Origin of the sequence: Neoalteromonas arenosi (assembly GCF_030362855.1) — a bacterium.
Taxonomy (GTDB): Bacteria; Pseudomonadota; Gammaproteobacteria; order Enterobacterales; family Alteromonadaceae; genus Alteromonas_E; species Alteromonas_E arenosi.
This window is the reverse complement of sequence record NZ_JAUCBP010000007.1, coordinates 449,477-464,554: the sequence shown is the minus strand read 5'-3', so window position 1 is coordinate 464,554 and position 15,078 is coordinate 449,477. Positions and strand designations below refer to the sequence as shown.

The 15,078-nt window shown below is 45.5% G+C and carries 17 protein-coding genes; 14 read left to right on the top strand and 3 right to left on the bottom strand.

Annotation, left to right across the window (positions count from 1 at the left end):
* The first annotated feature begins 2 nt into the window (after positions 1 to 2).
* From holA to lipA, 11 genes are all read left to right on the top strand, one after another.
* The gene (holA, locus tag QTP81_RS08500) at positions 3 to 1,022 is read left to right on the top strand and encodes a DNA polymerase III subunit delta (protein WP_289364925.1); all 1,020 of its coding nucleotides are present in this window, start codon (positions 3 to 5) and stop codon (positions 1,020 to 1,022) included.
* On the top strand, positions 1,019 to 1,675 hold the full coding sequence (gene nadD, locus QTP81_RS08495) for a nicotinate-nucleotide adenylyltransferase (RefSeq protein WP_289364924.1): 657 nt from the start codon (positions 1,019 to 1,021) through the stop codon (positions 1,673 to 1,675). The genes holA and nadD overlap by 4 nt, the downstream gene beginning before the upstream one ends.
* 21 nt (positions 1,676 to 1,696) lie before the next feature.
* On the top strand, positions 1,697 to 2,014 hold the full coding sequence (gene rsfS / locus QTP81_RS08490; RefSeq protein ID WP_289364923.1) for a ribosome silencing factor: 318 nt from the start codon (positions 1,697 to 1,699) through the stop codon (positions 2,012 to 2,014).
* Positions 2,014 to 2,484 (top strand): 23S rRNA (pseudouridine(1915)-N(3))-methyltransferase RlmH, encoded by a 471-nt coding sequence (rlmH, locus tag QTP81_RS08485; RefSeq protein WP_289364922.1) that lies wholly within the window; start codon positions 2,014 to 2,016, stop codon positions 2,482 to 2,484. The genes rsfS and rlmH overlap by 1 nt, the downstream gene beginning before the upstream one ends.
* A 2-nt stretch (positions 2,485 to 2,486) precedes the next feature.
* Complete coding sequence (mrdA, locus tag QTP81_RS08480; RefSeq protein ID WP_289364921.1) at positions 2,487 to 4,391, top strand: penicillin-binding protein 2; 1,905 nt, start codon at positions 2,487 to 2,489, stop codon at positions 4,389 to 4,391.
* Positions 4,388 to 5,503 carry a rod shape-determining protein RodA gene (gene rodA / locus QTP81_RS08475; RefSeq protein ID WP_289364920.1) on the top strand — a complete coding sequence of 372 codons (1,116 nt, stop codon included), beginning with the start codon at positions 4,388 to 4,390 and terminating at the stop codon, positions 5,501 to 5,503. Before mrdA ends, rodA begins: the two co-directional genes overlap by 4 nt.
* Before the next feature lie 4 nt (positions 5,504 to 5,507).
* Positions 5,508 to 6,380, top strand: a complete 873-nt coding sequence (locus QTP81_RS08470) for a septal ring lytic transglycosylase RlpA family protein (RefSeq protein ID WP_289364919.1) — start codon at positions 5,508 to 5,510, stop codon at positions 6,378 to 6,380.
* Between the two features lie 165 nt (positions 6,381 to 6,545).
* Positions 6,546 to 7,706, top strand: a complete 1,161-nt coding sequence (locus tag QTP81_RS08465) for a serine hydrolase (protein WP_289364918.1) — start codon at positions 6,546 to 6,548, stop codon at positions 7,704 to 7,706.
* Positions 7,707 to 7,729: 23 nt separating this feature from the next.
* Positions 7,730 to 7,993, top strand: coding sequence for a DUF493 family protein YbeD (gene ybeD / locus QTP81_RS08460; RefSeq protein ID WP_289364917.1), 264 nt, complete (start codon positions 7,730 to 7,732; stop codon positions 7,991 to 7,993).
* 3 nt (positions 7,994 to 7,996) lie between these two features.
* On the top strand, positions 7,997 to 8,665 hold the full coding sequence (gene lipB, locus QTP81_RS08455) for a lipoyl(octanoyl) transferase LipB (RefSeq protein WP_289364916.1): 669 nt from the start codon (positions 7,997 to 7,999) through the stop codon (positions 8,663 to 8,665).
* Entirely contained in the window at positions 8,658 to 9,620 is a 963-nt protein-coding gene (gene lipA / locus QTP81_RS08450; RefSeq protein WP_289364915.1) for a lipoyl synthase, read from the top strand. Before lipB ends, lipA begins: the two co-directional genes overlap by 8 nt.
* 24 nt (positions 9,621 to 9,644) lie before the next feature.
* On the opposite strand, the gene QTP81_RS08445 is transcribed toward lipA, so the two are convergent.
* Genes QTP81_RS08445 through QTP81_RS08435 form a run of 3 tightly spaced genes read right to left on the bottom strand, consistent with a single transcriptional unit; the run spans position 9,645 to position 12,471 of the window.
* On the bottom strand, positions 9,645 to 11,387 hold the full coding sequence (locus tag QTP81_RS08445; protein WP_289364914.1) for a GGDEF domain-containing protein: 1,743 nt from the start codon (positions 11,385 to 11,387) through the stop codon (positions 9,645 to 9,647).
* Between the two features lie 47 nt (positions 11,388 to 11,434).
* Positions 11,435 to 11,665: a hypothetical protein gene (locus QTP81_RS08440; protein WP_289364913.1), complete on the bottom strand. Its 231-nt coding sequence runs from the start codon at positions 11,663 to 11,665 to the stop codon at positions 11,435 to 11,437.
* A 14-nt stretch (positions 11,666 to 11,679) separates the two neighbouring features.
* Positions 11,680 to 12,471 (bottom strand): SAM-dependent methyltransferase, encoded by a 792-nt coding sequence (locus QTP81_RS08435; RefSeq protein ID WP_289364912.1) that lies wholly within the window; start codon positions 12,469 to 12,471, stop codon positions 11,680 to 11,682.
* Positions 12,472 to 12,649: 178 nt separating this feature from the next.
* Between QTP81_RS08435 and ansA the strand changes: the two genes are divergently transcribed.
* The 3 genes from ansA to QTP81_RS08420 all read left to right on the top strand — a co-directional run bounded on the left by ansA (position 12,650) and on the right by QTP81_RS08420 (position 15,051).
* Positions 12,650 to 13,657, top strand: a complete 1,008-nt coding sequence (gene ansA, locus QTP81_RS08430) for an asparaginase (protein ID WP_289364911.1) — start codon at positions 12,650 to 12,652, stop codon at positions 13,655 to 13,657.
* Positions 13,658 to 13,696: 39 nt separating this feature from the next.
* The gene (locus tag QTP81_RS08425) at positions 13,697 to 14,104 is read left to right on the top strand and encodes a hypothetical protein (RefSeq protein ID WP_289364910.1); all 408 of its coding nucleotides are present in this window, start codon (positions 13,697 to 13,699) and stop codon (positions 14,102 to 14,104) included.
* Between the two features lie 113 nt (positions 14,105 to 14,217).
* A complete protein-coding gene (locus tag QTP81_RS08420) occupies positions 14,218 to 15,051 on the top strand; it encodes a class I SAM-dependent methyltransferase (protein ID WP_289364909.1) in 834 nt (277 codons plus the stop codon).
* Positions 15,052 to 15,078: the final 27 nt, after the last annotated feature.

The following is a 15,078-nucleotide window of genomic DNA, read 5'->3' as shown; positions in this document are numbered from 1 at the left end:
CTATGCAAGTCTACCCAGAACGATTTAAAGCTCAATTAAATAAAGCGATGCCAAGTATTGTCTTGGTATTTGGTGATGAGCCTCAGCAAAAGCTCGAATGTATAGATGCACTGAGAGAAGTTGCCGTAGCCCAAGGTTTTAATGAGCGCCAGACCTTAGTTGCCGATAGTGAGTTTGAATGGTCACAGCTGCTCGAAGCGAGTCAATCGATGTCGCTCTTTGCCGACCGCCAGTATATCGAGTTAGAGCTTCCGACCGGTAAACCTGGTGCCGCAGGTGCCAAGATTCTTAATGAATTAGCTGCTGGGGATCTCACTGACCTACTGCTTTTGATTCACGGCCCCAAAATCGGCAAAGATGTGCAATCAGCAAAATGGTTTAAAAACCTCGTGGCGCATGGCTTTTTCACTTTGTGTTACCCGCAAGAAGGTCGCAAGTTACAACAATGGATCAGTCAGTGTCTGCAGCGCAATCAGCTCAGTGCGGATCCTGACGCTATCAGTCTGTTAGCAGAGCAATGTGAAGGCAATCTATTGGCTGCTCGGCAAGAAATCGAAAAGTTAGCATTGATTTACGGCGCACGCTCGCTGACCAAAGAAGATGTGAATAAGGCAACGGTCGATCAGTCGCGGTTTACAGTCTTCCAATTAGTCGATGCGTTATTAGGTGGTGATGCACAACGAGCAATTAAAATTCTCTATCGGCTCGAAAGTGAAGGTGTAGAGCCAAACATTGTTATTTGGGCGCTGATACGCGAGTGGCAATTATTAACCCAGCTGGCCACGCTGCAGCAAAAGGGGGAGTCGATCAATTGGCAACGACTGCGTATTTGGCAATCCAAGCAAATGCTGTATCAATCCGCATTGTCTAGGCTCACACTGAATGATTTGCGCCATATCCAGCAAAAGTTAAGTCGCGCTGACTTACAATTTAAACAAAGTTTTGTGAGTAAGCCTTTTGTCACTCTGTGTCATCTTTGCTTGTTGTTTTTGCCTGCGCCATTAGAACAGTTTGCCTTATGAGTTCAGTCACGTCGGTGATTGGTTTATTTGGTGGTACCTTCAATCCTCCGCACATTGGCCACATTGAACCTCTGCTGCAAGCCGCAAAGGACTTTGCCTTTACCGAAGTGCGCCTGTTACCTGCACCTATACCACCGCACAAAACAGTGGTTGGAGCGACTTTTGAGCAACGTATCAGAATGGTTGAGTTGGTCTGTAAGGCATACCCAATTTTACAACCGGAGTTATGTGAGCAGGATTTACCAACTCCCAGTTATACCGTAAACACCCTTGCCCATTTGCGCAAACACAACCCTACGGCCAGTATTGTTTTTGTCATTGGTGAAGATTCTTTGCTCGCACTCGACACTTGGTTTCAATGGCAGCGACTGCTGGATTATTGTCATATAGCTGTCCTGCCGCGCCCTAATTGCCAGGCTACAGCATCAGCACCATTGTCAGACTGGCTAGCTAAACATCATAAAAGTGATAAAAGTGTTGTAAATCAAATGACCAATGGTGCAGTGTTTTTTGCAGAAACCCCTCTTCGGGATGTATCATCTACCCAACTACGTGAATGGCTAGCCAACCCAGACTTAGTCTCGCAAGCAAAGCAATGGCTAGCACCTGAGGTATTCACCTACATTCAACAACAGCAGTTATATATTAATTAAGCCATTAGCTTAGGAGACAGTTTGAACCACGAAGAATTAAAACAATTCGTTATTGAAAAAATTGACGATATGAAAGGCCGTGATCTCATCGACTTAGATGTTGCCGGCAAATCATCGATCACCGATACATTACTGATTTGCTCAGGTAATTCAAAGCGCCACGTAATTTCAATCGCTGAGAATGTCAGTTTATCGTGCAAAGCAGCTGGCAATCCACCACTGAGTATTGAGGGCAAGGATTCTGGCGAGTGGGTACTTGTCGATTTGGGTAATATTGTTGTCCATGTCATGCAAGATGAGACCCGAGATTTCTATCAATTGGAGAAGCTCTGGAGCTGATGCGGATCCAAATCGTTGCCGTCGGGAACAAGATGCCATCTTGGGTGTCAGAAGGCTGTAAAGAGTATTTACGCCGCTTTCCGTCTGACCTAACAGTAAGCATTGTCGAGATCCCACCGGGCAAGCGCGGTAAAAATGCCGACATTCCGCGCATTTTACAAAAAGAAGGTGAGTTAATGCTAAAAGCTGTGGGTAAAGGCCACCGCATAGTTACCCTCGAAGTAACCGGTAAACCATGGACAACACCGCAACTGGCTCAGCGTTTAACTGAGTGGCAGCTCGATGGACGTGATGTGAGTTTACTCATCGGCGGTCCTGAAGGCCTTGCGCCCGAATGCATTGCCGCATCTGAACAGAATTGGTCACTGTCAGCCCTCACCTTACCGCATCCCATGGTTCGCGTTATTTTAGCCGAAAGCTTGTATCGCGCGTGGAGTGTTACCCAAAACCATCCCTATCATCGGGAATAGCCGTGCCGATTAAACGTCAAACCATTCGGGATCATACTGCAGAAGCGAATTTGTTTGCTCGTCGTGCAGTTATCGCTCTGGTGATTGTTGCGGTGTTGATGGGAGTGGTACTGAGTAATCTGTATAACCTACAGGTAAACCAATTCGAAGACTATCAAACACGATCAAACGGCAACCGTATTAAGTTGTTACCGGTGGCACCGAATCGCGGGTTAATTTTGGACCGCAACGGCGTTATATTGGCCGAAAACATTCCTGTTTTTAGCCTTAATGTTATCCCTGAAGACGTCGAAGACATAGACGCCATGATCGCTGGTGTGCGTCAGTACATCAGCATCAGTGATGAGCAAGTTGAGGATTTCAAAAGTAACTTAAAGAGCCAACGCCGCTTTAAACCGGTCGCCCTGCGAACACGATTAAGTCAGGATGAAGTGGCGCGCTTTTCAGTGCATCAGCATCGATTTTCAGGCGTGACGATTAATGCTCGACTGGCACGGCATTATCCATTTGGTTCAGCGCTTACTCACGTGGTGGGTTATGTTGCGAAGATTAATCGCAACGACTTAAACAAACTCGAAGCGTCTGGACAAGCAGCCAATTATGATGCCACACACGATATCGGTAAACTCGGGATTGAGCGGTTTTATGAAGAGCGATTGCACGGCACTGTCGGTTATCAACAAGTAGAGGTGAACAACCAAGGTCGAATTCTGCGGACTTTAGATTTCCAACCGCCGATACCCGGAGAAGATCTCGTCTTAAACATCGATATCGAACTACAGCTGGAAATTCAGCGATTAATGGCTGAAAACCGTGGCGCTGTGGTTGTGACAGATCCTCGCAATGGTGCGGTGTTAGCGATGTATTCTAATCCATCCTATGATCCGAACTTATTCGTCCATGGCATTAGCAGCCGCAATTACAATGCGCTATTAAATTCAACGGAAAGGCCGCTGATAAACCGTGTAACACAAGGGCAATATCCACCGGCTTCAACCATCAAGCCACATTTGGCACTGGTTGGTTTAGAGCAATCTGTGATCACTCCTGAAACCATTATGCAAGACCGTGGTCGGTATCAGATTGAAAATGTTTCACATACTTGGCGTGATTGGAAACGCGGTGGTCATGGCGACGTTGACGTTATTAAAGCCGTTGAGGTGTCGTGCGATACATTTTTTTACGATCTTGCGTTCAATTTGGGAATCGACGCAATTAGTAGCGCGATGATGGAATTTGGTTTCGGCGATTACACTGGTATTGATATTCACGAAGAGTCAGATGCGAATATGCCAACGCGTGGCTGGAAGCGCGCACAAATGAATGAACCTTGGTATATCGGTGATACAATTCCAGTGGGAATTGGTCAGGGTTTTTGGACAGCCACGCCTATTCAAATTAATTCCTCGATTAATATGTTGATCAATCGCGGTGAAAAAGTCTTACCGCAAATATTAAAGGGTGTCCAAACGACATCGGGTGTGGTTGATGAAGGCGTAAAAACGGCACGGCCCATCGATGTAAATAATGCTAAGAACTGGGATATGATTTTGGACTCTATGTATGGCACTGTGAATCGCGAACATGGTACCGCTCGGCTCGCCTATGCTAATACTCCTTACATCGCTGCTGGAAAAACCGGCACTGCGCAGTTGTTTACAGTTGCACAAGATGAAGAATACGTCGAGGAAGAAGTTGCCTTACACTTACGCGATAATGCTATGTACGTCGGTTACGCTCCCTATAACGAGCCGGAAATATCCGTAGCTTTAGTTTTAGAAAATGCGGGCGGAGGTAGTTCAAATGCGGCCCCGCTTTCGCGCGATATTATGGACTTTTATTTTCGTCACCATCGGTTTGATAAAGATGGAAACCTCGACAATTCTACAGCGATAGGTTCGCGATGAATTCAGCGACTTTTAATCCTAAACCCACCAGTTTTTTGCGTCGCATGCACATCGACGGAGTGCTACTGATTGGATTGTTAACCTTAATGGCGGTTGGCTTAGTTACTATTTATTCAGCCGGTGGCCAAGATGCAGATTTAATTCAGCGTCAAGTCATTCGTCTCGGCTTGGCTTTGGTTGTGATGGTGGTATTAGCCCAAATACCGCCAATGATGTATCGCGGTATGGCGATTTATTTTTACATTATTGGGCTCCTAATGTTAGTCGGGGTGCTGTTGTTTGGGGTCATGGGCAAAGGTGCCCAGCGTTGGTTAGATCTCGGTTTTATGCGCTTTCAACCCTCTGAGATAATGAAACTCGCAGTCCCCATGATGGTCGCGTGGTACATCAGCAAGTTTACCCTTCCCCCACGTACACAGCATATAATCATTGGCTTTGTAATGGTTGCCATTCCAACTGTGCTTATCGCTAAGCAGCCTGACTTAGGTACATCATTACTAATTGCCAGTTCGGGGATCTTCGCACTATTTTTAGCCGGTATGACATGGCGGTTAATATCCATAGTCGGTGTATTAGCCAGTGCATTTGCGCCAATTATGTGGTTTTTCCTAATGAAAGATTATCAAAAACAACGCGTGTTGACCTTTCTCAACCCGGAAAGCGATCCATTGGGTTCCGGCTACCACATTATTCAATCAAAAATTGCGATTGGCTCAGGTGGAGTCGATGGCAAAGGCTGGTTACAAGGTACGCAATCACAACTCGAGTTTCTGCCTGAACGCCACACTGATTTTATCTTTGCGGTATTTAGTGAAGAATTTGGACTCTTAGGTGTACTTGGGCTACTTGGTATTTACGGATTTATAATCATGCGTGGGATGTGGATAGCCGCCCGTGCCCAAGATGCCTTTAGCAAGCTTTTAGCAGGTGCGATTACATTGACCTTTTTCGTTTATGTATTTGTCAACATCGGCATGGTTTCTGGGTTACTACCGGTTGTAGGAGTACCTTTGCCTTTAGTGAGCTATGGTGGTACATCAATGGTGACACTGCTAGCAGGATTTGGCATTCTAATGGCAATTAGCACACAGGCTCGTCTCATGTCACGGTGATATTATGCGCAATCAAATAACAATAATTATTATTGCTACAGTGTTAATCATCAGTCTCACTGGCTGTCAGTATGGCGGTCGTTACAGCCAGCGGCATGATTCAGCACCAACTAAAGTACCTGACAGTATTGCGCGTGAAAGCGCAATTCCGCATTACGAGCCTTATCGAGAGCACAATAGTCGTCCTTATACTGTATTCGGTAAACAATATTTCCCATTAGCCACGGGCAAAGGTTTTGTTGAGGAAGGCGAAGCTTCTTGGTACGGACAAAAATTTCACGGTCACCTCACGTCAAATGGTGAAGTGTATGATATGTATGGCATGACAGCGGCGCATAAAACCTTACCACTGCCCTCGTTTGTGAAAGTGACAAACGTTATTAATAATAAAAGTGTGATTGTGCGAGTTAATGACCGCGGGCCATTTCACGGCGACCGTATTATCGATTTATCATTCGCTGCAGCGAAAAAATTGGACTATCTGTCGACAGGTACAGCCCCGGTAAAAGTGGAGGTGATACACTTCGACGAGCAAAACCGGGTAACTGTGGGGAATGGTCCAACGGTTAGTTACGCTGAGTATGCGGGGCTTGAAGTGCCTAAGCCCCCCGCTGTGAATGACTCTCTTCCTGTAGTTGAACCTTCACCAATAAGCGGATTTTTTATTCAAGTCGCAGCACTGAGTGACAGTGAGCGAGTCGCAAACTTATCTGAGGTGCTAAGTGAGTTGTATCAAGTACCTGCATCCATTGAGGCGGATAACAACATTAATCGTCTCCGACTGGGTCCGATTCATAGCGAACACATCGCGGATTTATTACTCGATGAATTACGCAGAAATGGTTACCCAGAGGCTTTTACGGTCCCTGCCCCATAAAATTCGTTGAATTACTGCTACCTAACGACAACTTTTGGTATTTTTTATTGTCATAAACTGGTCGATAGGGCCGGTTTTGCGATAAAATAGCAATCCTTCGGATGACCATTAAACGCAATCCATGCTGGTTTACTCCAACTAAAATCATAAATTAACGGTAAATACATGCTTTCCAAAATTCGTAGTTTTTCTTTTGTGCTTTGCGCGTTACTTGTTCCTTCTGCACATGCTGCCGTCGTGATCCCACCGCCGCCGTCAGTTGCAGCAGAGGGTCACTTATTGATTGATCCAGCCACTAACACCGTCATTACTGAGCAAAATGCAGACATGCGTCTTGCGCCGGCTAGTTTGACAAAAATCATGACGGTCTATGTTATCGGTAAAGAGTTGCAAGCGGGCAATATCACAGTCAACGACAAAGTAATGGTTTCTGAGAATGCTTGGGCGAAAAACTTTCCAGGATCGTCAGTCATGTTTATTGAGGCAGGTACCGAAGTATTAGTATCGGACTTATTGCGCGGGATTATGGTGCAATCGGGTAATGATGCCTGCGTGGCAATGGCCGAACACATTGCCGGCAGCGAGAGTGCGTTTGCCAGTATGATGAATGCCCATGCAATGAATTTGGGTATGACGGGAACTAACTTCGTAAACAGCCACGGACTGCATGATCCAGAGCACTACACGACACCTCGCGATATGGCTATTTTATCTGCTGCGCTGATTAATGAAGTGCCCGAAATGTACGCTATCTACAGCGAAAAAGAGTTTACTTATAACGATATTAAGCAATACAACCGCAATAGCTTGTTGTGGGACAAAAACCTCAATGTTGACGGTATTAAAACCGGTCACACGTCTGAAGCGGGTTACAGTTTAATCACGTCTGCGACACAGGGTGATATGCGCCTAATCTCAGTGGTGATGGGCACAGAAAGTGAACGTGCGCGCAAGCAAGAAAACAGTAAATTATTGCGTTATGGATTCCGTTTTTACGAGACGGTAACGCCCTATCAAGCGGGTCACAGTTTTGTTGCGCACAGAATTTTTATGGGCGATCGCGAAACCGTAGACTTGGGAATTAATCAATCGACCCCAATTACCATTCCACGCGGCCAAACCAAAAACCTCGAAGCGAATTTTGTTTTAGACCAAAACCTCGAAGCCCCGCTGGCTAAAGGTGAAGTTGTCGGTACCCTGTATTTACAACTCGATGGCGAAGACATCGCTCAATATCCCCTAGTTGCTTTGCATGAAGTGAATGAAGGCGGTTTTTTTGACCGCACAATTGACTATATTAAATTGCAGTTGGGATTCGATAGTTAATCCCAAGAATATCAGGAGTTGTTATGGATACCCGTTTTGATGAGCTACTTGAATTTCCGTGCTACCAAACTTTTAAGGTAATGGGCGTGGCGGATGAAAGTCTACCGGCAGTAGTGATCAACCGTCTACAACAACTCGCGCCCGGCGACTATGCACCAACGGTTAAACCGAGTAGTAAAGGTAATTATCACTCGCTATCTTTGAGTGTCAAAGTGACCAGTAAAGAGCACATGGAATCGATTTATACCGAACTGTCTAAATTAGAATTAGTCAGAGTTGTGCTGTAATTAATGGCTGGTAATTTTTCAAGTTGTCCGACACCCATTGTTCGTCAAGTCGCCTCGGCTCAGTCCTACCTGCCTATCTGGCAACGAATGCAAGACTTTACTGATAGTCGCGATGAAACCACTGCCGACGAAATCTGGTTAATCGAGCATCAGCCTGTTTTTACGCAGGGGCAAGCCGGAAAGGAAGAACATATCTTGATGCCCGGTGATATCCCTGTTGTGCCCGTTGATCGCGGCGGTCAAGTAACTTATCACGGGCCAGGGCAACAAATGCTGTATACGTTACTTGATATTAAACGAGCAAAACTCGGTGTGCGTCATTTAGTCACCGCATTAGAACAGTCGATTGTAAAATTGCTTGCCGATTACGATATTGAAGCATACGCCAAAGCAGATGCACCTGGTGTGTATGTTGACGAGAAAAAAGTGTGTTCTGTGGGACTACGGATCCGCAAGGGCTGCTCATTCCACGGGCTAGCATTAAATGTTAATATGGATCTTTCCCCGTTTCAGCGCATTAACCCCTGTGGTTATGCCGGTCTAGAAATGGTTGATTGTGCCGGCTTAAATGGCCCACAATCGCTCAGCGAAGCGGCAATGCCCCTCGTTGATCATTTTTGCGACCAAGTGGGTATATCAGAGAAACAAATCAGAGAAGGTTTTGATGACTAACGCGCGACCTCAAGCTGGCGTAAAGCTACGCGACGATGAAAAAGTAAAACATATTCCTGTAACTATTATCCCTACCGAAAAGGCAGAGATGCTGCGTAAGCCGGAGTGGATCAAGATCAAACTGCCTCGCACAACTGACAGAATTGATCAGATTAAGCAAACATTGCGCAAAAACAAACTGCACAGTGTGTGTGAAGAAGCGAGCTGCCCCAACCTTGCGGAATGTTTTAACAAGGGTACAGCTACCTTTATGATCTTGGGGGATATTTGCACCCGACGCTGCCCGTTTTGTGATGTAGCGCATGGTAAACCACTGCCACCATCGGCTGAAGAACCACTCAAGCTAGCCACCACCATTAAAGAAATGAATCTGCGTTATGTCGTGATCACTTCAGTTGATCGCGATGATTTGCGCGACGGTGGTGCACAACATTTTGTCGATTGCATTAATGCTATTCGTGAACACAGTCCATCCACCACGATTGAAGTGTTAGTTCCTGACTTTCGTGGTCGTATGGATCGCGCCTTAGAAATTTTCAAAAACGGCGTGCCAGACGTGTTTAATCACAACCTAGAAACCATTCCGCGTCTGTATCGCGAATGTCGCCCAGGTGCCAATTATCAGTGGTCGCTGGACTTACTTAAAAAGTTCAAACAACAGCACCCTGACATTCCAACCAAATCTGGTCTGATGATGGGTATGGGAGAGTCAGCTGAGGAAATTCAAACGGTATTGGACGACTTGCGTGCCCACGATGTTGATATGCTGACGCTTGGACAGTACTTACAACCGAGTAAACATCATTATCCAGTTAAGCGCTATGTGCATCCGGATGAATTCGATCAGTTAGGCGCATACGCAAAAGAGATCGGCTTCAGTCACGCCGCGTGCGGACCAATGGTGAGGTCAAGTTACCATGCCGACAAGCAAGCCGCGGGCGAAGAGGTTAAGTAAAGCGGATTAAACCGAAAGGTGCGCTTAATTGAGCGCACCTTTATTGTATTGAAACACTTGGTTTCGACCGCGCTTTTTCGCTTGATACAATGCAAGATCTGCCGACGCAATTAACGTATCCAACTTGTACCCTGCTAGTGTTGTGTCGCTTACACCAAAGCTCGCGGTCAGACTAAAGCTGTGGCCACTTTCTAACGTGTTGAGATTCTCTAAAGCAGCGCGCATTTTTTCTGCAAACATCGCCCCCTCTTGTTGTGTTAGCCCCACTTTGAGAAGTGCGAACTCTTCACCACCCATGCGAGCAAATAACACGTTATCGTCAAGGACTGTTTGGACAGTATTAACAGCTTTCTTCAGCGCCCAGTCCCCCGCTTGATGACCAAAACTATCATTGATATGTTTAAACTTATCCAAATCAAAAAATATCAACACGACTGGAATAAAACGCTTGTGGCTTTTTTCAAGTAAGTGTTGAGCTCGCTCGATAAAAGCAGTCCGATTATATATTTGAGTAAGCCCGTCAATATTGGCTAAGCGCTCGAAACGCTTACGCAGACGGCGGCTGCGATAGGACCAAATCATCAGCCCAGTAAACAATCCGGATAATAATACAAAGGCGAGTATACTATTCTCAATTCGCTCAGCAGATAGTTCAGCTTCCGTCTTTAGCAGTTGATTTTCTTTGTCTAACAACTCAATGCGTGCTTGTTTTTCCATTGATTCAAAGCGTGATTGTTGCACTGCTTTTTGTTTTAGTACTGCTGTATCCAACTGTTCTTGGCGCAGCTCCTCATAGTTAAGGAAAGCTTCATAGGCGAGTTGAAAATCTCCGCGTTCAGCAGCTAACTGTGACTGCCATCGGTAGGCGCTTTCTAATGCCGTTCGATATTGCTCCCGCCCTTCAAAAGTTAAAATTCGCTCTACGATTTTCTGTAAGCTGCTCAATTCACCAACAGTCTCGTAAATATCTCCTTTGATTTGTAGGAAAGATAACTTGCCCTGGATGTAGCCCGTATTCATAAGCTCAGCTTCATTTTCATTTAATATCTGCAGCGCGAGGTTCGTCTCACTGATAGCCAGCAGGTACTTTGCATAGGTCATTTCGGCAAGGGTGACATACAAGGCTGTTTTTGAACTCTTACAAAGCTCGATTACTCTTTCAAAGTCATTTTTTGAGAGCTGCTCAATTGCAACCGTTTTTAGCTGGTTATGAGCCTTCTGCAAAGAAGCTGAGCACTTAAAACCATCAGTTTGCGGGTATTGCAGAGCCAAATCTAAGTAATCGTTAGACAGTTGGTGCTCATCTACAGCCGCATAAAACCCCGCTAGGGCGAAAAGGTAAGGAGCAAGTGTCGCTTTTGAATCTGACCGTTCAAACTCTTCGATTATGATACTCGCTAACGATAGACCGTCTACCCAATTGCTTGCAGCTTGATATGACAGCATCATGCCTGAGTACACTTTGAAACGCAGTATGTCCGACTCAATTCCAGGGACTAATGCTTGGTAGCGCTTAAGCATCGTTTTGAAGTCACCTGAAAATGCCATCAGATATATATCGAGATACTCATAGCGGTTTGCCTGAGCACTATTCAGCGAAGCAATATCAATTGACTCTAATATACGCTTCGCTTGGCTAGGATCAGCGTTGCGCAACGCTTCAGCCTGATCGAGAAGACTATCATCAGCAAGTGTTGCCCACGGGCAACACACTGCGGCACTGAAAGCGATAATGAGTAAAACGGGTATGAACTTAAACTTCAGCAATTTAATCGGTCACGTTAACTAGATGATTGGCTGTATGTGCTAGCCCATCACTCTTTCGCTGGACTATCAGGTGGTGAATCTTGATCCTCTGACTCATCATCAGGCTTTTTGGGTTCTTGAATGACTAATATCGGGTTAGTTTCATCGCTTTGCTGCTGCAATTCCAACAACTGCTCCTGTACACCAGGCTCCAAATCACCAAATGTGTAGGAAGGATCCTTGCCTAATCGGTCTACAATGGACAGTAACTCTGCTTCGGTCAATTTTTTTTGCGTCATTTTTTATGTCCTTTTTAATAATTACGCGGCGTTATTTTATGTAAGCTAGCCATCATATCCCGATCTACGGGCATTTGCCTAGCTGGAGGCAACACTAATGTGGAAATCATCGTTAATGGCATATCGACTAGGTCTCTCAATGCAAACCATTCGATGCGAGACTGCTCCATCACATTAGTCTTAGATTCGTAAATAGCAACCTGGTGGTCTGGGGGGTAATACTCGAATAACTTGTCCAACAACAATTGTCGCTGTGGCGTAGTGCTAATCTTGGATGTTAGGGTTAAGTCACCCGCAAGGCCAATTTGCCAAAGCACTAAGTAGCCATAAGGATCAATAATCCGTTGATAGAACATAAATTGACTGGCTTCAAAATGCTGACATCCGAGTTCACCGGGATCAATATTCATCTCGGCATATAGGCAAGCTTCAGCTGAAATTCCTGGCTCCATATGCGCATCAAAGCCCTCCTCTAAAGCCAGTTTGACCACGCGATGCGGTACTTGTGCAAAAACACCGGGATGACCATAAAACGCGCCTACAACACGCTTACCAGCGCGCACGGAGGCGAGCATGATTTCAATCATTTCTGCATAGGTCTCGCGGCGGTCTTTATATTTACCGTATAAGGGCTGCAAAGAATGGCTATTGATATTGAGCTGTTCTAACCACCTTTGCATCAAGTGATGACAACTGCTGTAAACGATGTCCGCTTGTTCAATATAACTTCGACAACGCGGAGCCATATGCGCACCCAAAATCATACCCATCCCTACACACACTATCTGTCCTTGTGGTTTTGCCATTGTAGTTAGATTTCCCTAAATTTTACGTGCTTGTTTTCACATGGGCTTTGATTATCGATTTTGCCTAGTAAGGTTACTGTTTAGCAAGGCTTTATTCCATCTCTTTACGCAAAACAGGTTGCACAAAACCGAACTTCGATTAGAGTTACGTCAAACAATGCATTGGGCCTATTTGAAGATGCGAAAGAAAATATACATTGCCTACACTGGCGGCACCATTGGTATGCGACCTTCAACGCGTGGTTATGTGCCAGCTCCTGGGTTTCTGTCTGAAACACTAGCGGGTATGCCAGAATTTAATCGGCCTGAAATGCCAGAATTTACGATCAATGAATACGCTAACTTAATCGACTCTTCCGATATGTCACCCAATGATTGGCAGCAGATGGCTGATGATATTGCCGAGCACTACGATGACTACGATGGTTTTATAATTTTACATGGCACCGACACAATGGCATATACGTCGTCGGCATTGAGCTTTATGTTACAAGGTCTCAGTAAGCCAGTAATCGTAACAGGCTCACAAATACCCTTAGCCGAATTACGTTCAGACGGGCAAGAAAACTTACTCAACGCCCTATATATTGCCGCTAATTACCCCATTCCTGAAGTTACCTTGTTTTTCAATAACAAACTAATGCGGGGTAATAGAGCGCGCAAGCTTGACGCAAATGGCTTCGATGCATTTGAATCACCCAACTACCCGATTCTTATCGATGCGGGTATTGACATAAAAGTCACCAACCAACATCGCAAGGTAGACACCAACGCGCAGCTAGTGATTAAAAATATTCAGGCGCAACCAATAGGCTTAGTGAGCCTTTACCCGGGCATCTCTGCAGATGTGATTAAAAACACCTTATTACAGCCTGTAAAAGCTCTCATATTACTGAGCTATGGGGTTGGTAATGCGCCGCAGTCAGCGGCCCTACTCGAGCAATTGAAACGTGCCAGAGATAGCCAAGTTGTAGTCCTAAATTGCACCCAGTGTACTCACGGGAAAGTCGATATGCACGGTTATGCAAACGGTCAAACGCTATTAGACGTCGGCGTCGTGTCTGGTGCGGACATGACGCCAGAAGCAGCATTGGCAAAACTGCATTATTTACTCAGCCAACCACTGAGTTATGACGATATCCGCGCACACCTGCAAGCGAATATCAGTGGCGAACTGAGTATTTAGTGTTAGGCTTATACCGAGGGGCTATTGGGAGTTTGATCGTTGGTTGAGCGCAATTTAAAACCGCATGGCAATGTGGTACTTACTTGGCAGAATAACGTTTTGCACAATCACGTACACGGTCCCTTTAACGTTGAAGGTGTTACCCTCTCTTTTGAACAGCTACGCAATAGTACAAACGAACAAAACGTCTCTCAATGGGCGCGGATTGACGTGTTGGATCCCGATACCCTTGGAGCTATGGAAGTCATGCACGTGATAGGTAACAGTTATAAGTGGTCAATTGAAAATGGCTGTGTGGGAATTGCTTCAATCTGCAGTACTGTTTTACAGCGTGAAATGTTAGCGCAGTTTAAGCAACAAACGGGGCTTAATTTAGAAGCCTTTGATAGCGTTGAAGCGGCACAGCGATGGTGTAATCAGCAACTTAATATCGCCGCCAATAATTAGTCCTCTACTGTCATTGATCACATAAACTCGAAGTTTTATCACTTATTAGTCGTTTATAATGATTTATCCGACTATGCTGGCTCGAACTTATTAGGACTAAAAGGAGCGTAAAAATGATCCGCAAAACTCTGCTAGCCATCGCTTGTGGTGGTTTTTTATTGGGTGCACAGGCGCAATCTTTACAAGAAATTGTCGATGCGCGACCCGCCGAGATGAAACAGCGCGATAATCAACGCAACCCCATTGAGACTTTAACGTTTTTTGATGTACAACCCGGAATGACCGTGGCCGAGGCATTGCCCGGCGGTGGCTGGTATACGCGCATCATTGCACCACTTGTTGGAAGTGAAGGCACGATGTATGGCATTAACTACAACGATGATATGTGGGCACGTTTTGGCTTTTTTACTGAAGAAGCAATCAAAGATCAGATTGAACGAACCACCCAATTCCCTGGTATGGTTGCAGAGATAACTGAAAATGCGCCCGCGGCCGAAGGTTTTACGTTTGCAACAGTACCTGATTCAGCCAAAGGTACGGCCGACCGGATTTTGTTTATTAGAGCCTTACACAATTTAAATCGCTTCGAAGAAGAAGCACAAACCATGACGAATGCGCTAACAGCGGCACATATGCTGCTAAAAGAAGACGGCAAAATTGGGGTGGTACAACACCGAGCCCCAGAGAGTGCTAATGATGCGTGGGCGAATGGCAGTGCCGGTTACTTAAAGCAATCAACCGTTATTAGCTTGTTTGAAAAAGCAGGTTTCAAGCTTGTTGCTAAATCAGAAGTGAATGCCAACGAAAACGATAATCCAACCGAAGCCGATATCGTTTGGCGTCTACCACCGACCTATTTCGGCGCTGGCGATGATGCCGACAAGCGGGCAGCGGCTGACGCGATTGGCGAGTCAGATAGAATGACATTGTTATTTGAGAAACAATGAACCACTCACCGGCCAAGTAATTGCTTG